The organism is Nocardioides caldifontis (genome assembly GCF_008087345.1).
GTDB lineage: Bacteria > Actinomycetota > Actinomycetes > Propionibacteriales > Nocardioidaceae > Marmoricola_A > Marmoricola_A caldifontis.
Genome location: NZ_ML701735.1, coordinates 215,156 through 234,269 on the forward strand (window position 1 = coordinate 215,156; position 19,114 = coordinate 234,269).

At 72.9% G+C, this 19,114-nt stretch carries 19 protein-coding genes and 1 pseudogene; 12 read left to right on the plus strand and 8 right to left on the minus strand.

What is annotated here, in order from left to right; all coding sequences use genetic code 11:
- Together FIP57_RS01045 and FIP57_RS01050 are read right to left on the minus strand one after the other, a co-directional pair.
- Window positions 1–528 carry a PH domain-containing protein gene (locus FIP57_RS01045; protein ID WP_238993198.1) on the minus strand — a complete coding sequence of 176 codons (528 nt, stop codon included), beginning with the start codon at window positions 526–528 and terminating at the stop codon, window positions 1–3.
- A gap of 19 nt (window positions 529–547) precedes the next feature.
- Window positions 548–1,348: a biotin--[acetyl-CoA-carboxylase] ligase gene (locus tag FIP57_RS01050; RefSeq protein WP_203230979.1), complete on the minus strand. Its 801-nt coding sequence runs from the start codon at window positions 1,346–1,348 to the stop codon at window positions 548–550.
- A gap of 53 nt (window positions 1,349–1,401) precedes the next feature.
- Between FIP57_RS01050 and FIP57_RS01055 the strand changes: the two genes are divergently transcribed.
- Genes FIP57_RS01055 through FIP57_RS01065 form a run of 3 tightly spaced genes read left to right on the plus strand, consistent with a single transcriptional unit; the run spans window position 1,402 to window position 3,805 of the window.
- Window positions 1,402–2,997, plus strand: a complete 1,596-nt coding sequence (locus FIP57_RS01055) for an acyl-CoA carboxylase subunit beta (protein WP_148571054.1) — start codon at window positions 1,402–1,404, stop codon at window positions 2,995–2,997.
- Window positions 2,994–3,206: an acyl-CoA carboxylase subunit epsilon gene (locus FIP57_RS01060; RefSeq protein ID WP_148571056.1), complete on the plus strand. Its 213-nt coding sequence runs from the start codon at window positions 2,994–2,996 to the stop codon at window positions 3,204–3,206. Before FIP57_RS01055 ends, FIP57_RS01060 begins: the two co-directional genes overlap by 4 nt.
- Before the next feature lie 2 nt (window positions 3,207–3,208).
- Window positions 3,209–3,805 carry a Maf family protein gene (locus FIP57_RS01065; RefSeq protein ID WP_148571058.1) on the plus strand — a complete coding sequence of 199 codons (597 nt, stop codon included), beginning with the start codon at window positions 3,209–3,211 and terminating at the stop codon, window positions 3,803–3,805.
- A 123-nt stretch (window positions 3,806–3,928) separates the two neighbouring features.
- Here FIP57_RS01065 and FIP57_RS24245 read toward each other — a convergent pair.
- Both FIP57_RS24245 and FIP57_RS01075 read right to left on the minus strand, forming a co-directional pair.
- Window positions 3,929–4,201, minus strand: a pseudogene (locus FIP57_RS24245) (WhiB family transcriptional regulator); the annotation flags it as partial.
- Between the two features lie 105 nt (window positions 4,202–4,306).
- Window positions 4,307–5,503 carry an acyl-CoA dehydrogenase family protein gene (locus FIP57_RS01075; RefSeq protein WP_148571062.1) on the minus strand — a complete coding sequence of 399 codons (1,197 nt, stop codon included), beginning with the start codon at window positions 5,501–5,503 and terminating at the stop codon, window positions 4,307–4,309.
- Window positions 5,504–5,628: 125 nt separating this feature from the next.
- Between FIP57_RS01075 and FIP57_RS01080 the strand changes: the two genes are divergently transcribed.
- Window positions 5,629–7,413 carry an acetyl/propionyl/methylcrotonyl-CoA carboxylase subunit alpha gene (locus FIP57_RS01080; protein ID WP_148571064.1) on the plus strand — a complete coding sequence of 595 codons (1,785 nt, stop codon included), beginning with the start codon at window positions 5,629–5,631 and terminating at the stop codon, window positions 7,411–7,413.
- On the opposite strand, the gene FIP57_RS01085 is transcribed toward FIP57_RS01080, so the two are convergent.
- Window positions 7,403–7,969, minus strand: coding sequence for a P-loop NTPase family protein (locus FIP57_RS01085; protein ID WP_148571066.1), 567 nt, complete (start codon window positions 7,967–7,969; stop codon window positions 7,403–7,405). The genes FIP57_RS01080 and FIP57_RS01085 overlap by 11 nt on opposite strands.
- 23 nt (window positions 7,970–7,992) lie before the next feature.
- Between FIP57_RS01085 and FIP57_RS01090 the strand changes: the two genes are divergently transcribed.
- Entirely contained in the window at window positions 7,993–8,610 is a 618-nt protein-coding gene (locus FIP57_RS01090) for a LysE family translocator (RefSeq protein WP_148571068.1), read from the plus strand.
- Here FIP57_RS01090 and FIP57_RS01095 read toward each other — a convergent pair.
- Both FIP57_RS01095 and FIP57_RS01100 read right to left on the minus strand, forming a co-directional pair.
- Entirely contained in the window at window positions 8,603–9,817 is a 1,215-nt protein-coding gene (locus FIP57_RS01095) for a SpoIID/LytB domain-containing protein (RefSeq protein WP_148571070.1), read from the minus strand. The two genes, FIP57_RS01090 and FIP57_RS01095, sit on opposite strands and share 8 nt — an antisense overlap.
- Before the next feature lie 84 nt (window positions 9,818–9,901).
- Complete coding sequence (locus FIP57_RS01100; RefSeq protein ID WP_148571072.1) at window positions 9,902–11,293, minus strand: NAD(P)H-quinone dehydrogenase; 1,392 nt, start codon at window positions 11,291–11,293, stop codon at window positions 9,902–9,904.
- A gap of 72 nt (window positions 11,294–11,365) precedes the next feature.
- Here FIP57_RS01100 and FIP57_RS01105 point away from each other — a divergent pair, with 72 nt between their 5' ends.
- The 4 genes from FIP57_RS01105 to FIP57_RS01120 are packed head-to-tail and all read left to right on the plus strand — an operon-like array spanning window position 11,366 to window position 15,137.
- Entirely contained in the window at window positions 11,366–11,818 is a 453-nt protein-coding gene (locus FIP57_RS01105) for a gamma-glutamylcyclotransferase (RefSeq protein ID WP_148571074.1), read from the plus strand.
- Window positions 11,819–11,831: 13 nt separating this feature from the next.
- Window positions 11,832–12,629 (plus strand): purine-nucleoside phosphorylase, encoded by a 798-nt coding sequence (locus tag FIP57_RS01110; protein ID WP_148571076.1) that lies wholly within the window; start codon window positions 11,832–11,834, stop codon window positions 12,627–12,629.
- Between the two features lie 26 nt (window positions 12,630–12,655).
- Entirely contained in the window at window positions 12,656–13,465 is an 810-nt protein-coding gene (locus FIP57_RS01115) for a crotonase/enoyl-CoA hydratase family protein (RefSeq protein ID WP_148571079.1), read from the plus strand.
- 1 nt (window position 13,466) lies between these two features.
- Window positions 13,467–15,137 carry a phospho-sugar mutase gene (locus FIP57_RS01120; protein ID WP_148571081.1) on the plus strand — a complete coding sequence of 557 codons (1,671 nt, stop codon included), beginning with the start codon at window positions 13,467–13,469 and terminating at the stop codon, window positions 15,135–15,137.
- A 12-nt stretch (window positions 15,138–15,149) separates the two neighbouring features.
- Here FIP57_RS01120 and FIP57_RS01125 read toward each other — a convergent pair whose 3' ends face one another.
- Entirely contained in the window at window positions 15,150–15,767 is a 618-nt protein-coding gene (locus tag FIP57_RS01125; protein WP_148571083.1) for a hypothetical protein, read from the minus strand.
- Window positions 15,768–15,813: 46 nt separating this feature from the next.
- Between FIP57_RS01125 and deoC the strand changes: the two genes are divergently transcribed.
- The 3 genes from deoC to FIP57_RS01140 are packed head-to-tail and all read left to right on the plus strand — an operon-like array spanning window position 15,814 to window position 19,113.
- Window positions 15,814–16,788 (plus strand): deoxyribose-phosphate aldolase, encoded by a 975-nt coding sequence (gene deoC / locus FIP57_RS01130; RefSeq protein ID WP_238993199.1) that lies wholly within the window; start codon window positions 15,814–15,816, stop codon window positions 16,786–16,788.
- Window position 16,789: 1 nt separating this feature from the next.
- The gene (locus tag FIP57_RS01135; protein ID WP_203230980.1) at window positions 16,790–18,256 is read left to right on the plus strand and encodes an aldehyde dehydrogenase family protein; all 1,467 of its coding nucleotides are present in this window, start codon (window positions 16,790–16,792) and stop codon (window positions 18,254–18,256) included.
- Window positions 18,253–19,113, plus strand: coding sequence for an aldehyde dehydrogenase family protein (locus tag FIP57_RS01140; RefSeq protein ID WP_148571088.1), 861 nt, complete (start codon window positions 18,253–18,255; stop codon window positions 19,111–19,113). The genes FIP57_RS01135 and FIP57_RS01140 overlap by 4 nt, the downstream gene beginning before the upstream one ends.
- Window position 19,114: the final 1 nt, after the last annotated feature.

Below are 19,114 nucleotides of genomic sequence, written 5' to 3' on the forward strand. Positions count from 1 at the left end.
TCACGTGCCGTCGTCGTCGCGGCCGCCGCCGGACAGGCGGTGAAGCTCGGCCGCGACGCTGCGCTGGACCTGCTCGACGTTCGGGATGTCCTTGAGCGGGACCCGCCCCTCCTCGCTGGCGTCGGAGACCACCAGCGTGCCGCAGCCGAACAGCCGGTCGATCACGCCGATCTCGAAGTCGACGCCGCTGATCCGGTTGAGCGGGATGGTGCGCCCCTTCTTGGCGATGAACCCCTCGCGCTGGATGAACCGCCGGTTTGTGAAGGTGTACGTCGTGGTGTACCACCGCACGAAGGGCCGGAGCACCCACTGCACCAGCACCACGGCGGTGACCACGCCGACCACGACGCCGACGGCGGTCTCGACCCCCTCGTTGTCCACCTCGCGGCGCACCAGCGCGGCGACGAAGGCGGCGAGGAAGACGGTCACCAGCAGGACGAAGAGGGCGCCGATCAGGACCTTGACGTGGGTCCTCGTCGACACGACGACGCGCTCACCCTCGTTGAGCAGCTTCTCGGGAAAACCCACGCCCGGCATCATCGCACGTTCAACCGGCCGGACGGACGTGGACGACGTCGCCCGCACTGACCGCCACCGTGCGCCCGTCGACCTCCACGAGCAGCGAGCCGCCGGTGTCGACACCGGTCGCGCGCCCCTCCAGCAGCTCCTCCGAGGGCAGGTGCACGCGCACCTGCTGACCGACCGTCACGCACCGCTCGGCGTAGGCCGCGGCGAGCTGGTGCGAGGGGTCTCCGCCCGCGGCCACCCACGCCTCGACCTGGCCCACGAGCGCGTCCAGCACCGCGCACAGCAGCCGCGTGCGGTCGACGGGCGCGCCCTCGAGCGCCAGCGAGGTCGCGGTCGGGACCGGGAGCTCCTCGCGCTCCTGCGAGACGTTGAGCCCGATCCCCAGCACGGCGGCGGGGCCGGTCGGGGTCTCGACCCGCTCGGCGAGCAGTCCGGCGACCTTGCGGCCGTCCACCTGCACGTCGTTGGGCCACTTCAGCCCGCAGGCCGGGCCGCCGGCCGCGCGTACCCCCTCGACGACGGCGACGCCGGTCAGCAACGGCAGCCACGGCCACCAGCGGTCCGCCACGGCGGGGCGCAGCAGCACCGAGAAGGTGAGCGCGGCACGCGGCGGCGTCACCCACACCCGGTCGAGCCGGCCACGCCCTGCGGTCTGGTGCTCGGTCACCAGCACCAGCCCCTCGGGAGCGCCCTCCCGGGCCCGCGCGACGAGCTCCGCGTTGGTCGACGGCGACTCCTCGACGACCTCCACCCGCCAGGGCGCAAGCCCCTGGAGTGTGACGAGGTCGAGGGGTGGTCGTGGGGGACGCTGGGGGTTCACACGCACTAGCCTGACCGACGTCCGTCGACGTCACCGCAGGAGGACGACCACAGGTGAGCGAAGCAGCCGAGCTCGAGGTCCACCCCGAGCTGCACACCACCGCAGGCAAGCTGCAGGACCTCGACCGGCGCCTCGACGAGGCGGTGCACGCCGGTTCCGCACGCGCGGTCGAGAAGCAGCACGCGAAGGGCAAGATGACCGCCCGCGAGCGCATCGAGAAGCTCTTCGACGAGGGCTCCTTCGTCGAGCTCGACGAGCTGGCCCGGCACCGCTCCCACGCCTTCGGGCTCGAGAACCGGCGGCCGTACGGCGACGGCGTGGTCACCGGCTACGGCACGATCGACGGTCGCCAGGTCTGCGTGTTCTCCCAGGACTTCACCGTGTTCGGCGGCTCGCTGGGCGAGGTGTACGGCGAGAAGATCGTCAAGGTCATGGACCTCGCGATCAAGACCGGCTGCCCGATCATCGGCATCAACGAGGGAGCGGGCGCGCGGATCCAGGAGGGCGTGGTCTCCCTCGGGCTCTACGGCGAGATCTTCCGCCGCAACGTGCACGCCTCCGGCGTCATCCCGCAGATCAGCATGATCATGGGCTCCTGCGCCGGTGGCCACGTCTACTCCCCCGCCGTCACCGACTTCACGATCATGGTCGACGGCACCTCGAACATGTTCATCACCGGCCCCGACGTCATCAAGACCGTCACCGGCGAGGACGTGACGATGGAGGAGCTCGGCGGCGCGCGGACCCACAACACCAAGTCCGGCAACGCGCACTACATGGCCTCCGACGAGGACGACGCGCTCGAGTACGTCAAGGCGCTCATCGGCTTCCTGCCGCAGAACAACCTCGAGGAGCCCCCGTCGTACGCCGAGGTGGCGGGCCTCGAGGTCAACGAGCTCGACCAGGCGCTCGACACCCTCATCCCGGACTCGCCGAACCAGCCCTACGACATGCACACGGTCATCACCACGGTGCTCGATGACGAGGACTTCCTGGAGGTGCAGCCGCTGTTCGCGCCGAACATCGTCGTCGGCTTCGGCCGCGTCGAGGGGCGGCCGGTCGGGGTGGTCGCGAACCAGCCGATGCAGTTCGCCGGCACCCTCGACATCGACGCCTCCGAGAAGGCGGCGCGGTTCGTCCGCACCTGCGACGCGTTCAACCTCCCGGTGCTGACCTTCGTCGACGTCCCGGGGTTCCTCCCGGGCACGGACCAGGAGTACAACGGCATCATCCGCCGCGGCGCGAAGCTGATCTACGCCTACGCCGAGGCGACGGTCCCGCTGGTCACGGTGATCACCCGCAAGGCCTACGGCGGCGCGTATGTGGTGATGGGCTCCAAGCACCTCGGCGCGGACATCAACGTCGCCTGGCCGAGCGCGCAGATCGCGGTGATGGGGGCGCAGGGCGCGGTCAACATCCTCTACCGCAACGAGCTCGCCGAGGCCGAGGACCCCGAGGCCCGACGCGCCGAGCTGATCACCGAGTACGAGGACACCCTCGCCAACCCCTACCTGGCGGCGGAGCGCGGCTACGTCGACGCCGTCATCCACCCGCACGAGACCCGCTCCGAGGTCGTCCGGGCGCTGCGGCTGCTCCGCTCCAAGCGCGCGACCCTGCCGCCGAAGAAGCACGGGAACATCCCGCTGTGACCGCGCCCCTCGTCGTCGTGAAGGGCGACGCCACCGCAGAAGAGGTCGCTGCCCTGGTGGCGGTCGTCTCCGGGATGGCCGCCGCCGCACAGGCCGCCGCGGACACCGAGCGACCCGTCGTGTCCGAGTGGTCCGCTCCCCACCGGAGGGTGCGAGCCACGTTCCCGCACGGTCCCGGCGGCTGGCGCGCCAGCGGGCTGCCCCGCTGACCGTGCGGCTCGTCCTCGCCTCCCAGTCACCGGCCCGGCTCGCGACGCTGCGCGCGGCCGGGCTCGACCCGGAGGTCGTGGTCTCCGGCGTCGACGAGGACCAGCTCGCCGTGACAGACCCGGAAGAGCTGTCGGTCGCCCTGGCCCGGCTGAAGGCCGAGGCCGTCGCGCTCCGCGTCGAGGGCGAGGCGCTGGTGGTCGGCTGCGACTCCGTGCTCGAGCTCGACGGCGAGGTGCACGGCAAGCCGGGCACCGCCGAGGCCGCGACCGCACGGTGGCGAGCGATGCGCGGCCGCACCGGGACCCTGCACACCGGCCACTGCGTGGTGGTCACCGCGACAGGGCGGACGGTGAGCCGGGCGGCGCGGACCGTGGTCCACTTCGCCGACGTCGCCGACGACGAGATCGCCGCCTACGTCGCCACCGGCGAGCCCTTGGCGGTGGCGGGGGCGTTCACGATCGACGGGCTGGGTGGCGCCTACGTCGAGGGGATCGAGGGCGACCCGCACACGGTGGTGGGGATCAGCCTGCCGCTGCTGCGGACGATGCTCGGCGAGCTCGGCGTCGCGTGGCACACCCTGTGGCGCGCGCGCGGCTGAGCCGGCTCAGGCGGGGCGGCGGACGGCGACCGCGACGGCGCTGGTGGTCTCGACGACCGCGCGCCGGGCGGCCATCCGGCGGGCGGCGGCCTGGGCGTCGTCGTGGGAGGCCAGCTGCTCGGCGCGGGCGGCCTCGAAGAGCCGGCGCCACGAGGTGACGTTGGGGCGCTTCTTCAGCACCGCGCGACGCTCGCGCTCGGTCATCCCGCCCCAGACGCCCCACTCCAGCTTGGAGTCGAGGGCCTCGGCGAGGCACTCCATCTTCACGGGGCAGCCGGCGCAGACGTTCTTGGCGCGGTTCTGCTCGGCGCCGCGGACGAACATGGTGTCCAGCCCGACTTCCTTGCACTGCGCCTTGCGAGCCCAGTTCTCGTCCCAGGTCTCCGTCGCGTTCATGTTGTCCCCCGTGTTCAGGTCGCTCCCAGTGATGCCTTCAGCATCGACAGCACACCCGGGGAACTTGAGCGGCCGAAAGCGCGAAACTTTGCGCTGTCGCGCAGGTCACTCGACGGGGAGCCCGAGCCCTCGCGCGATCAGCATCCGCTGGACCTCGGAGGTGCCCTCCCCGATCTCGAGGATCTTGGCGTCCCGGTAGAACCGCGCGACCGGGTACTCCTCCATGAACCCGTAGCCCCCGAACACCTGGGTGGCGATCCGGGTCGCGGACACCGCGGACTCGGTGGCGTAGAGCTTGGCGACCGACGCGGCCCGCTTGAACTCGGCGCGGTGGCGCCCGGTGTCGCGGCCTGCGTCCTTCATGGCCGCGGCCCGGTAGGTCAGCGCCCGCGACGCCTGCAGCATCACCTCGAGGTCGGCGAGCTGGAAGGCCACCCCCTGCTTCCGGCCGATCGGGCCGCCGAACGTGGTCCGCTGGCCGGCGTACTCCACGCTGAGGTCGAGGCACGCCTGGATGCAGCCGACGGCGAGCGCCGCGATCGCGACGCGGCCGTCGTCCAGCGTGGCGAGGAACTGCGCGTAGCCGCGCCCCCGCTCGCCGAGCAGGTGGTCGGCGGGGACGCGGACGTCGGTGAAGGTCAGCGGGTGCGTGTCGGAGATGTGCCACCCGAGCTTGTCGTACGCCGGCTCCGCGACGAACCCGGGCGTGCCGGCGGGCACCACGATCGCGCTGATCTCGGCGGAGCCGTCCTCGCGGGTGCCGGTGCGGGCGGTGACGGTCACCAGCGAGGTGAGCTCGGAGCCGGAGTTGGTGATGAACTGCTTGGCGCCGTTGACGACCCACTCGTCGTCGACGAGCTCCGCCCGGGTGCGCGTCGCGCCCGCGTCGGAGCCGGCCCCGGGCTCGGTGAGGCCGAAGCCGGCGAGCGCCCGCCCGGCGACGAGCTCGGGCAGCCACTGCTCCCGCTGCTCGGGCGTGCCGAAGGTGAGGATCGGGTTGATCCCCAGCCCGACGCCCGCCTCCAGCGTGATGCCGATCGACTGGTCGACCCGGCCGAGCTCCTCGATGGCCACGCAGAGGCTGGTGAAGTCGCCGCCGGCGCCGCCGTACTCCTCGGGCGCGGTGAGGCCGAACAGCCCGAGCTCCCCGACCTTCCGGACCAGGTCGACCGGGAAGTGGTGCTCCCGGTCCCAGGCGGCCACGTGCGGCGCCACCTCCTTCTCGGCGAAGTCGCGCACGGTGCGGCGCAGCGCCTCGTGCTCGGGGCTCAGCTCGAAGGGCGAAGAGGAGAGGTCGGCCATGGGTGCAGTGTGCCCGAGCCGCCGCAACCGCTCAGCAGGGTGATGTCCGTCGCACGCCGCCCTGGGTCCGCGGGGCCATCTCTGGTCATAGACTCCGACACGGTCCGACGAGTGAGGAGCCGGCTTTGCCTGAGTCCAAGCCATTGCAGAAGGTCCTGGTCGCCAACCGCGGCGAGATCGCGGTGCGGGTCATCCGGGCCTGCAAGGACGCCGGCATCGGGAGCGTCGCGGTCTACGCCGAGCCCGACCGCGACGCGCTGTTCGTCCGGCTCGCGGACGAGGCGTACAGCCTCGACGGCGCGACGCCCGGCGACTCCTACCTCTCGATCGAGAAGATCATCGACGTCGCGCAGCGCAGCGGCGCCGACTCGGTGCACCCCGGCTACGGGTTCCTCGCCGAGAACGCCGAATTCGCCAAGGCCGTCCTCGACGCCGGCCTGGTGTGGATCGGCCCCTCCCCGGAGGCGATCGACGCCCTCGGCGACAAGGCGAAGGCCAAGCACATCGCCCAGAAGGCGAACGCCCCGCTCGCCCCGGGCACCAAGGACCCGGTCAAGGACGCCGACGAGGTGGTCGCGTTCGCCGAGGCCCATGGGCTGCCGGTCGCGATCAAGGCGGTGTACGGCGGTGGCGGCCGCGGCCTCAAGGTGGCCCGGACCATGGAGGAGATCCCCGACGCCTACGAGTCCGCGGTCCGCGAGGCCGTCGGCGCGTTCGGCCGCGGCGAGTGCCTCGTCGAGAAGTTCCTCGACCAGCCGCGCCACGTCGAGACCCAGTGCCTCGCCGACCAGCACGGCAACGTGGTCGTGGTCTCCACCCGCGACTGCTCGCTGCAGCGCCGCCACCAGAAGCTCGTCGAGGAGGCGCCCGCGCCGTTCCTGAGCGACGAGCAGGTCGAGCGGCTCTACGAGTCCTCCAAGGCGATCCTCCGCGAGGCCGGCTACGTCGGTGCGGGCACCTGCGAGTTCCTGGTCGCCAAGGACGGCACGATCTCGTTCCTCGAGGTGAACACCCGGCTCCAGGTCGAGCACTGCGTCTCCGAGGAGGTCACCGGGATCGACCTGGTCCGGGAGATGTTCCGGATCGCCGCCGGGGAGGAGCTCGGTTTCGACGACCCCGAGGTCCGCGGCCACTCGATCGAGTTCCGCATCAACGCCGAGGACGCGGGCCGCAACTTCATGCCGGCCCCCGGGACTTTGACCGAGTGGTCCCCGCCGCAGGGTCCGGGCGTGCGCGTCGACGGCGGCTACGAGAAGGGCGAGACCGTCCCGGGCGCCTTCGACTCGCTCGTCGCCAAGCTGATCGTCACCGGCCGCGACCGCACCCAGGCGATCGAGCGGTCGCGTCGTGCGCTGGCCGAGTTCCAGGTCGGCGGCATGCCGACGGTGATCCCGTTCCACCGCGCGGTGCTCCAGGACCCGGCGTACGTCGGCGCGAGCAACCCGTCGGGCGAGGGCGAGTTCGCCGTCTACACGACCTGGATCGAGACCGACTTCGACAACCAGATCCCGCCCTACGACGGCGAGGCCGGCGAGGCCCCGGAGCCGGAGGAGCGGCAGACCGTCACCGTCGAGGTCGGCGGCAAGCGGCTCGAGGTGGTCCTCCCGGGGACATTCGCCGTCGGCGCCGCCCCGGGCGCGGGCGCCAAGAAGCCGAAGCGCTCGGCGGGCAAGAAGGCCGGCTCGGCCGCCTCCGGCGACTCCGTCACCTCCCCGATGCAGGGCACCGTGGTCAAGATCGCCGTCGAGGAGGGCCAGTCGGTCTCCGAGGGCGACACGATCGTGGTCATCGAAGCGATGAAGATGGAGCAGCCGCTCAAGGCCCACAAGGCCGGGACGGTCAGCGGGCTCCAGGCCGAGGTGGGCGCCACCGTCACCAACGGCGCGGTGATCTGCGAGCTCAAGGACTGAGCCGGAGGGGGCCCTCCACCCAGTCCCGGACCTCGCGCCGGTCACGCAGCCGCACCACGACCAGGTCGGGGCGCTCCCGCAGCGCCGCGAGGACGCGCGGTTCCACGAGGGCGTGGTGCGTCCACGCCCAGCGCACGATGTGCTCGGGGTCGGTGAGGACGGTCCGCAGGGGCGGCTCGACGTTGCCGTTCCAGAGCCGCTGGCGGCGGAGCCTCCGGACGACGGTGCGGCGCACCACCTGACGCATCACCCGCGGCCTCGACAGGTCCAGCCACACGAGGGTGTCGGCCCGGGCGAGCAGGTGCGGCCGGACGGCGTCGTACTGCCACTCGGTGACCCACTCCGGCCGCGCCGCGAACGCGTGCACCTCCTCGACGAACGACGGCCGGGGCACCCAGCCGGGCCCGTGGAACAGCGCGTCGATCTCGACGTGCGGGATCCCGAGCGCGCGGCCCACCGTCGCGGCGAGCGTGGTCTTGCCCGAGCCGGACACCCCGGCGACGAGGACACGCCGGGGTCGGTGCGGCAGCGGGGCACCCGGTCCGAGGAGCGGCACCGCTCGACCCTAGGGTGCGCTCCATGGACGCGCTGGCGGTGGGGCTCGCGCTCGGGCTCGCCGCCGGGGTGAGCCCCGGGCCGCTGCTGGCGCTCGTGGTCACCGAGAGCCTCCGCTCCGGGTGGCGCGCCGGGGTGCTGACCGCCGCCGCTCCCCTGGTCAGCGACGCGCTGATCGTGGCCACGGTGATCCTGGTGCTCCAGGACCTGCCCACCCGGGTGCTCCCGGTGGTCGGGGTCCTCGGCGGGCTCTACGTCGCCTGGTCCGGCGTCACCACGTGGCGCGAGGCGGGCGCCGCGACGGTGCGCCCCGAGGGCGGCGGCGTGAGTCTCCCCGCCGCCCTCCGGCGTGCGGTGACGGTCAACCTGCTCAGCCCGCACCCGTGGGTCGCGTGGGCCACCGCGCTCGGGCCGATGACGGTCCGGTCGTGGCGGGAGTCCCACGTCGACGGCGCCGCCCTGGTCGCCGGGTTCTACGTCACGCTGGTCGGCGCGAAGGCGGTGCTCGCCGTCCTCGTCGCGCGCGGGCGGGACCGGCTGGGCAGCACCGGCTACCGGCGCTCGCTCCAGGGTGCCGCCGTGCTGCTCGTCGCGGCCGGCGTCGCGCTGGTCGTGGAGTTCGCGCCGGGCGCGGTCAGCTGAAGGTGAACCAGCTCGACTTCAGCCGGAACGTCCAGCGGAAGTCGTCGCCGCTCACCGTGACGCTGCCCTTCTTGCCGACGAGCTTCATCTTCAGCACGCGCCCCTTCCACGACCCGTTGCCGTCGCGCGAGGTGACTTTGATCCGCTGCAGCTTGCCGACCTTCGGCCAGGCCTTCTGGATCGCTGCCGCGCCCACCTTCACCGACCAGCTGCGGTTGGGGTTGCCGCTCCAGGTGTCGTAGGGGTCCTTCTTCGCGACCTGGTAGGCGATCGAGCTCGCGACGGTCCACCCGCCGTTGCTGGAGGAGAACTCGGTGAACGCCGGCTTGCCGCCGTGGGTGAGCACCTGCCGTGCGGTCTCCGCGACGGCCTTGTTGCTGGCCGGGTGCTCGTCGTCCTTGCCGCCGTACACCTGGCAGGCGGTGGTGTCGCACAGGTCGTAGTGGCCGGTGCCCTTGCGGCGCGAGAGGGCGTACGTGCGGGCCGCCACCGCCTGCGACTGGACCGCCTCGGGCGACCACGACGCGGGGATCTCCCGCGCGACCACGCCCTTGACGTAGCCGTCGAGCGGGAGGACGTTCACGGTGTCGCGGTCACGCGAGCCGGCGGAGGGCGCGGCCGCGTGGAGCCAGCCGCGGTAGGTGGTCCGGCCCGACGGCGTGACCAGGGTGATGCCGCCCGGCGCGCGGAAGACGCCCTCGCCCTCGAGGGTCCGCCACCGCTTCCAGGTGCCGCCCGAGAGGTGCTCGACGACGTTGCGGTTGGCGTTGGTCACGCGGAGCCGCCACTGGCCGGCGCCGTTGGCCGGCAACCGGTGGACGGTGCTCGAGCCGGCGTCGTACACCTTGAGCTTCGGGCGCGCCACGACGACGACGTCCGAGGTGGTGTCCGCGGTGATCAGCACCCGGATCCGGCCCTTCGCCTTCGACAGCTCGGTGCCCGGGTAGTAGAACGCCAGGATCTGCTCGTGCGTGAGCCCCTCGCGGGCCGCGCCCTCGGCGCCGTACTGCGACATCCCGCGGCCGTGGCCGTAGCCCCGGCCGGTCACCGTGAACGTGCGGGAGGCCGGCACCTTGTAGACCTGGTCGACGTTCACCGCGGCCCGGGACTGGGCTGCGCCGGCGGGGCGTGACCCGGTCAGAGACGGGACGAGCAGCGCCGCCGTGACGGCAGCGGCCAGGGGAAGGGCGAGGCGGGACAACCGCACGGGGCCTCCGTGAGTGGTGTGACTGGTGGGACGTCCCATCCTGCGTCAGTCAAGCGCGACACGCCACCCGAACGGGTCAAATAGTCACTCGACGCGGTGAAGTCGCCGCGCCGCCTCCGCCACCGAGCCGCTCATCGACGGGTAGACCGTGAACGCGTGGGCCAGCTGGTCCGCCGTCAGGTTCTCCGCGACCGCCACGGCGATCGCGTGGATCAGCTCGCTCGCCCGCGGGGCGACGACCACGCCGCCCACGACGATCCCCGTGCCCGGGCGGCAGAAGAGCTTCACGAAGCCGTCCTGCACCCCCTGCATCTTCGCGCGGGCGTTGGTGGAGAGCGGCAGCATCACCGGCTCCGCCTCGATCTCGCCGGCCGAGACCGCGCGCTGGCTCCAGCCGACGGTCGCGATCTCGGGGGCGGTGAAGACGTTGGAGGAGACGGTCTTGAGGTTGAGCGGCTGGACGGCGTCGCCGAGCGCGTGCCACATCGCGATCCGGCCCTGCATCGCCGCGACGGAGGCGAGCATCAGCACGCCGGTGCAGTCGCCGGCGGCGTAGACGCCGCGGGCGGAGGTCCGCGAGACGCGGTCGACCTTGACGAACCCGCGGTCGGTGACCACCCCGACGTCCTCGAGCCCGATCCCCTCGGTGTTCGGGATCGAGCCGAGCGCCAGCAGGCAGTGCGAACCCTCGACCTCGCGGCCGTCCTCGAGGCGGACCACGACCCGGTCACCCTTCCGCTCGACCGCTGCCATCCGGGACTTCGACAGCACCGTCATGCCGCGGCGCTGGAAGACCTCCTCGAGCACCTCCGCCGCGTCCGCGTCCTCGCCGGGGAGCACCCGGTCGCGGCTGCTGACGAGCGTGACGTCGATGCCGAGCGCGTTGTAGGCGCCGGCGAACTCGGCGCCGGTGACGCCCGAGCCCACGACCACGAGGTGCTCGGGGCGCTCGTCGAGGTCGTAGACCTGCTCCCAGGTGAGCACCCGCTCGCCGTCGGGCTGCGCGGTGGGGAGGGTGCGGGGCGAGGCGCCGGTCGCGACCAGCACCACGTCGGCGTCGAGCGTCTCCTCGCTGCCGTCGGGCAGCGTGGCGACGACCCGCTGCGCCCCGTCGAGCCGGCCGCGTGCCTGGAGGACGCGGACCCCCTCACGGGTGAGCCGCTGGGCGATGTCGGCGGACTGTGCCCGGGCGAGGTCGAGCACCCGGCGGTTCACCGCGCCGAGGTCGACCACCGGCGCCACCTCCGCGTCTGGGTCGTTGCACGAGAGGTCGATGCCGAGCTCGGAGGCCACCTCGAAGGTGGTCATCACCTCCGCGGTGGCGATCAGCGTCTTGCTCGGCACGCAGTCGGTCAGGACCGCCGAGCCGCCGATGCCCTCGGAGTCCACGACGGTGACCTCCGCCCCGAGCTGTGCTGCCACGAGAGCCGCCTCGTAGCCTCCCGGTCCACCGCCGATGATCGCCACGTGAGTCACGCCGGCATTCTCCCACCCGCCTCCGGGCCCAACCCCCTCCACCACCGACTGCCACCGACTACCCTGCCGCCCGTGACCCTCTACGCGGCGTACGGGCCGAACATGGACCCGCGGCTGATGAGCGAGCGCTGCCCGCACTCCCCGCTCGAGGGCACGGGGTGGCTGCTGGGGTGGCGGCTCACCTTCGGCGGCGAGGAGTTCGGCTGGGACGGCGCGCTCGCCACCATCGTCGAGGACCACTTCGAGCAGGTCTTCGTCGCGTTGTACGACGTCACCGACGAGGACGCCGCGCTGCTCGACCAGTGGCAGAGCGTCTCCACCGGGCTCTACCGCAAGACCCGGGTCCGGATCGCCACCATGAACGGCGAGGAGCTGGCCTGGACCTACGTCCTCGACGCCTACGAGGGCGGGCTCCCCTCCGCGTCGTACCTCGGGATCCTCGCGGACGCCGCCGAGGCCGCCGACGCCCCGGTGGACTACGTCGCCGCGCTCCGTGCCCGCCCGTGCCGCTCGAGCGGGCTGTGACTAGGGTCGGCGGATGACCCGATCCCCTGCTGAGGCGGCCCGCGAGGCCGCGGACCGGTTGCGCGACCTCACCGGGGTGGCCGCCCACGACGTCGCCCTGGTCCTCGGCTCCGGCTGGCTGCCCGCGGTCGACGCGCTCGGCGAGACGGTGGCAGAGGTGTCCGCCGCCGACCTGCCGGGGTTCGCGCCGCCCGCGGTGGCCGGCCACGCGGGCAAGATCCGTTCGGTGCGCGCCGGGGACCGGTCGCTGCTGGTCTTCCTGGGGCGCACCCACCTCTACGAGGACCACGGCGTGCGCGCGGTCGTGCACGGGGTCCGCACCGCCGCTGCGGCGGGGTGCCGGGCGGTCGTGCTGACCAACGGCTGCGGCGGGCTCAAGGAGTCGTGGAGCCCAGGCACGCCCGTGCTGATCAGCGACCACCTCAACCTCACCGGCACCTCTCCGATCGAGGGCGCGAACTTCGTCGACCTCACCGACCTCTACTCCCCCCGGCTCCGCGAGCTGTGCCGCGAGGTCGACCCGACCCTCGACGAGGGGGTCTACGTGCAGTTCCGCGGGCCGCACTACGAGACCCCCGCCGAGGTGCGGATGGCCGGGATCCTCGGCGGTCACCTCGTCGGCATGTCGACGACCCTCGAGGCGATCGCCGCCCGCGAGGCCGGCCTGGAGGTCCTCGGCATCTCGCTGGTGACCAACCTCGCCGCCGGCATCAGCCCCGAGCCGCTCGACCACGCGGAGGTCCTCGAGGCCGGTCGCGCCGCGGCCAGCCGGATGGGCGACCTGCTCGGCGCCGTCGTCCCCCGCATCTGACACTCTCGGAAAAGGCAGGACCCAGCATGAGCAGCACCTCGGCCCACAACGTCACCTGGACCCTCGACGAGGGGGTCGCCCGGGTCTGGCTCGACCGCCCGGACAAGCTCAACGGGCTGACCCTGGAGATGCTGGCCGAGCTCACCGCGGTGAGCCGCCGGCTCCGCAAGGACAAGACCCTGCGGGCGGTGGTCCTCACCGGCGCGGGCGACTCCTTCAGCGCCGGGCTCGACTTCGCCTCCGCGCTCCGCGACCCCAAGCAGGTCGCGCGCTGCTTCCTGCCGTCGCTGCTCCGTGGGACGAACATCTTCCAGGAGGCCGCCTGGGGATGGCGCCGGCTCCCGGTCCCGGTGATCGCCGTGGTCCAGGGCCACTGCTACGGCGGCGGGGTGCAGATCGCGCTCGGCGCCGACTTCCGGATCGCCACGCCCGGCTCGCAGTGGTCGGTGATGGAGGCCAAGTGGGGGCTGATCCCGGACATGTCCGGGATCAGGAGCCTCGCCGAGCTGGTCGGCATCGACGTCGCGAAGAAGCTGACGATGACCGGGGAGACCTTCGACGGCACCCGCGCCCACGAGCTCGGGCTGGTCACCGAGCTCGCCGACGACCCGCTCGCCGCCGCGGACGAGCTGGTGGAGCAGCTGAAGAGCCGCTCCCCCGACGCGATCGCCGCGGCGAAGCGGCTCTTCGACGGCACCTGGACCAGCACCCCGCGCAAGGTGTTCTCCCGGGAGCGCGCCGAGCAGCTCGCGCTGCTGCTCAACGCGAACACCAAGATCGCGCGGGAGGCGGCGTTCCGCCGCGAGGTCCCCGAGTTCGTCGCCCGGAAGCGCTGACATGCTGCTCGACCGAGCCCGCGCCTGGGCCGCCGAGGACCCCGACGAGCAGACGCGCGCCGAGCTGGAGGCGCTGGTCGCCGCTGCCGAGGCGGAGCCGGAGGGCCAAGCCGCCGCCGACCTCGCCGAGCGGTTCTCCGGCACCCTCGAGTTCGGCACCGCCGGGCTCCGCGGCGCCCTCGGTGCCGGGCCGATGCGGATGAACCGGGTGGTGGTCACCCGCGCCGCGGCCGGGCTCGCGGCCTACCTGCGGGCCCAGGGCGCCGGCGACGGCGACGCCGTCGTGATCGGGTACGACGCCCGCCACAACTCCGACGTGTTCGCCCGTGACACCGCCGAGGTGGTGACCGGGGCCGGGCTCCGGGCGCTGGTGCTCCCCCGCCCGCTCCCGACCCCCGTGCTGGCGTTCGCGATCCGCCACCTCGGCTGCGTCGCCGGCGTGATGGTGACCGCGAGCCACAACCCGCCGCAGGACAACGGCTACAAGGTGTACCTCGGCGACGGCAGCCAGATCGTGCCGCCGGCCGACAGCGGGATCGCCGCCGAGATCGAGGCGGTCGGCGCGCTGGCAGACGTACCCCGCGGTGCTGGTGGTGAGGTGCTCGGCGAGGAGCTCCTCGAGGCCTACCTCGACGCGGTCGCCTCGCTCCCCGACCCGGCCGGCCCGAGGGACGTCCGGGTCGTCTACACCCCGATGCACGGCGTGGGCGGCACGACGCTCGTCGAGGCGCTGCGGCGCGCGGGCTTCCCGGCCCCGCACGTCGTCCCGGCGCAGGCCGACCCGGACCCCGACTTCCCGACCGTGGGGTTCCCGAACCCCGAGGAGCCCGGCGCGATGGACCTCGCGATGGCGCTCGCCGCGGAGGTCGACGCGGACCTGGTGGTCGCCAACGACCCCGACGCCGACCGGTGCGCGGTCGCGGTCCCCGACCTGCACGGCTGGCGGATGCTGCGCGGCGACGAGGTCGGGGCGCTGCTCGGCGACTTCCTGCTCCGCCAGGGCAAGGAGGGCGTCTACGCCGCCTCGATCGTCTCCTCGTCGCTGCTCGGCAGGATGGCCGTGAGCCGGGGCCGCGCGTACGCCGAGACGCTGACGGGGTTCAAGTGGATCGCCCGGGTCGACGGGCTGGCCTTCGGCTACGAGGAGGCGCTCGGCTACTGCGTCGCCCCCGACCAGGTCCGCGACAAGGACGGCGTCTCGGCCGCCCTGCGGGTCGTCGAGCTCGCCGCGCTGCTCAAGGCGGAGGGGCGCACCCTCACCGACCGGCTCGACGAGATCGCCGCCGAGCACGGCGTCCACGCCACCGACCAGCTCAGCGTGCGGGTGACCGACCTCGCGGTGATCCGCGAGGCGATGGCGACGCTGCGCTCGCAGCCGCCGGTGGAGCTCGGCGGGCTCGCCGTGGAGGAGGTCGAGGACCTCACCCAGGGGACGGCGTCACTGCCGCCGACCGACGGGCTGCGCTACCGGCTCGCCGAGGGGGCGCGGGTTGTCGTGCGCCCGTCCGGCACGGAGCCGAAGCTCAAGTGCTACCTGGAGGTCGTCGTCCCGATCGACGAGGCGACGCGCGCCGACGAGGGCGCGGAAGCGGCCGTCGGGGCGGCGCGGATCGTCGCGGCGCAACGGCTCGACCGGATCCGCACCGACCTGGCGCACGCGGCCGGGCTGTAGCCCGACCAAGGTTCAGACCGAGAACGCCACCACGGCGGCGAGCGCGAGCACCGCCATCGCGGTGAGCTCCGGCACCGCCCACGAGCGGCGCACGGCCGGCGGCTCGCCGCCGTCGCGCCGTGCGATGCGGGCGAGCTCGTCGATGCGGTTCTCCACGAAGGTCGCGTAGTCCACCTCGCCGATCGAGGCCGCGTCACCGCCGCCCTGTCGCGCGTCGTTCCTGCGCGCGAAGACGGAGGTCGGGTTCCCGTCGGAGCCGCGGACCATCTGCCGGGAGGCGCGGCCGATGCCGGGGCAGGAGTACCGCTTCCCGCCGACCCACACGTTGAGCGTGTGGCGGACCGCGACGTCGTCGACCTTCGCGAGCGGCAGGTGCCAGTCGCTCACCTGGTTGTGCAGCACCAGCGTGTCGTCGTACGCCGTCGCGCGGGGCCTCAGCAGCACCGCCCACACCACCACCCCGGCGAGGGCGACGAGCAGGCAGATCCGCACCCCGGTGAGGTTCGGTTCGGTCACCGCGGTGAGCACCAGCACGAACGCCGCGGCGACCAGCGAGGCACCACCCACGAACCGGCCGCTGGTCGGGCGGAACCGCTCGACGGGGGTGGCGGCGGGCGAGGAGGAGGCCATGCGCCCGATTGTGCCCGGCGGGGGGCTGCGCACCTATGCTGGCTCGGTGACGGCAACACTCACCCCCGACCCGACGGAGCTGTCGGAGGCCACCTCCTCCGACTCCGCGCTGCGCCGGTTCCTGCACGGGCTGCCCGGCGTCGACCAGGTGGGCGCCGAGGCGCGGGCCGCGATGCTCGGCACGCGGTCGATCAAGACGACCTCCAAGGAGCTCGCCCTCGAGCTCGCGATCCGGATGGTCGACCTCACCACGCTCGAGGGGCAGGACACCCCGGGCAAGGTGCGCGCCCTGTGCAGCAAGGCGATGCGCCCCGACCCGACCGACCCGAGCTGCCCGCCGACCGCGGCGGTCTGCGTCTACCCCGACATGGTCGGGGTGGCGAAGGAGGCGCTGGGAGGCAGCGGCGTGCACGTCGCCTCCGTGGCGACCGCGTTCCCCTCCGGCCGCGCGGCGCTGGACATCAAGCTCGCCGACACCCGTGACGCCGTCGAGGCGGGCGCCGACGAGATCGACATGGTGATCGACCGTGGCGCGTTCCTCGCGGGGCGCTACCTCCAGGTCTACGAGGAGATCGTCGCGGTCCGCGAGGCCTGCGCCAGAGAGGATGGGCACGGTGCGCACCTCAAGGTGATCTTCGAGACCGGCGAGCTGCAGACCTTCGACAACATCCGCCGGATCTCCTGGCTGGCGATGATGGCCGGCGCCCACTTCATCAAGACCTCCACCGGCAAGGTGCAGCCGGCGGCGACCATGCCGGGCACGCTGGTGATGCTCGAGGCGGTGCGCGACTTCCGCGAGGCGACCGGCCGGATGGTCGGCGTGAAGCCGGCCGGCGGGATCCGGTCCGCGAAGGAGGCGATCAAGTACCTCGTGATGGTCAACGAGGTCGCCGGCACCGACTGGCTCGACCCCGACTGGTTCCGCTTCGGCGCCTCCACGCTCCTCAACGACCTGCTGATGCAGCGGATGAAGATGCGCACCGGCCGCTACTCCGGCCCCGACTACGTGACGATGGACTGACATGACCAGCACACCGACGGGCACCGTGTTCGAGTACGCCCCCGCACCCGAGTCGACGGCGATCGTCGACATCCGCTCCTCCTACGGGCTCTTCGTCGACGGCGAGTTCGTCGACCCCACCGGGGGCCGGTCGTTCAAGACCGTCAACCCGGCCACCGAGGAGGTGCTCGCCGAGGTCGCCGAGGCCGGCGAGGACGACGTCGACCTGGCCGTGCGTGCGGCCCGCCGCGCGTACACCCGGACGTGGGGCCGGATGTCGGGGCGCGAGCGCGGGAAGTACCTCTTCCGCATCGCCCGGCTCCTGCAGGAGCGCTCCCGCGAGCTGGCGGTGCTGGAGTCGATCGACAACGGCAAGCCGATCCGCGAGTCCCGTGACTTCGACGTGCCGCAGGCGGCGGCGCACTTCTTCTACTACGCGGGGTGGGCCGACAAGCTCCGCTACGCCGTGCCCGCGGCCGACCCGCGCCCGCTCGGGGTGGCCGGCCAGGTCATCCCGTGGAACTTCCCGCTGCTGATGCTGGCCTGGAAGGTCGCGCCCGCGCTCGCGGCCGGCAACACCGTGGTGCTCAAGCCCGCGGAGACCACGCCGCTGAGCGCGCTGCTCTTCGCCGAGATCTGCCAGCAGGCCGACCTCCCGCCGGGCGTGGTCAACATCCTCACCGGTGCGGGCGAGACGGGGCGCGCGGTCGTCGCCCACCCCGACGTCGACAAGGTCGCGTTCACCGGCTCCACCGAGGTGGGCAAGCAGATCGCCCGGGCGGTGGCCGGCACTCGCAAGAAGGTGACCCTCGAGCTCGGGGGCAAGGCGGCGAACATCGTCTTCGACGACGCCCCCGTCGACCAGGCGGTCGAGGGGATCGTCAACGGGATCTTCTTCAACCAGGGCCACGTCTGCTGCGCGGGCTCCCGTCTGCTGGTGCAGGAGTCCGTCGCCGACGAGGTCCTCGAGCGGCTCAAGCGACGGATGGGCACGCTGCGGCTCGGCGACCCGCTGGACAAGAACACCGACGTCGGCGCGATCAACAGCGCCGAGCAGCTGACGCGCATCAAGGAGCTCTCCGACGTGGGCGAGCAGGAGGGCGCCGGCCGCTGGTCGCCGCCGTGCGACCTGCCCACCAACGGGTTCTGGTTCCCGCCGACGATCTTCACCGGCGTCTCGCAGGCGCACCGCATCGCCCGGGAGGAGATCTTCGGTCCGGTGCTCTCCGTGCTCACCTTCCGCACCCCCGCCGAGGCGGTCGAGAAGGCGAACAACACCCCCTACGGTCTCTCGGCCGGTGTGTGGACCGACAAGGGGTCACGGATCCTCTGGGCAGCGGACAAGCTCCGCGCCGGCGTGGTGTGGGCCAACACGTTCAACAAGTTCGACCCGACGTCGCCCTTCGGCGGCTACAAGGAGTCCGGCTACGGCCGCGAGGGCGGCCGGCACGGCCTCGAGGGGTACCTGACCTGGGAGGGCAAGGCGTGAGCCGGGTCGACGTGCGCAAGACCTACAAGCTCGCGATCGGCGGGCAGTTCCCGCGCTCGGAGTCGGGACGCACCTACGAGGTCACCGACGCGGGCGGCAAGTTCCTCGCGAACGCCTCGCGCGCCTCGCGCAAGGACGCCCGGGACGCCGTCGTGGCGGCCCGCAAGGCGTTCGGAGGCTGGGCGGGCAAGACGCCGTACAACCGGGGGCAGGTGCTCTACCGCGTCGCCGAGGTGCTCGAGGGGCGGCGCGCGCAGTTCGCCGAGGAGGTCATGCGCTCCGAGGGCGGCACCCGCCGGCAGGCCGAGGCGGTCGTCGACGCCTCGGTCGACCGGCTCGTCTGGTATGCCGGCTGGGCGGACAAGGTCGCCCAGGTGGTCGGCGGGACGAACCCCGTGGCGGCGCCGTACTTCGACTTCAGCGTCCCCGAGCCGACCGGTGTCGTCGCGGTCCTCGCGCCGCAGGACTCCTCGCTGCTGGGGCTGGTGAGCGTCGTCGCCCCGGTCGTGGTCACCGGCAACACCTGCGTGGTGGCGACCTCGCAGCTGCGCCCGCTGCCGGCGATCACCTTCTCCGAGGTGCTGGCGACCTCCGACGTGCCCGGCGGCGTGGTGAACGTGCTGACGGGGCCGCTCGCGGACACCGCGCCGACGCTGGCCTCGCACATGGACGTCAACGCGATCGACCTGACCGGTGCGGGGACCGACGAGGACGCCACCGCCTGGGAGACCGCAGCGGCGGACAACCTCAAGCGCGTCCGCCGGCCGGCGGCCGAGGACTGGCTCGCCGAGCCCGGCCTCGATCGGATGACGTGGCTGCTGGAGACCAAGACCGTCTGGCACCCGATCGGGATCTGAG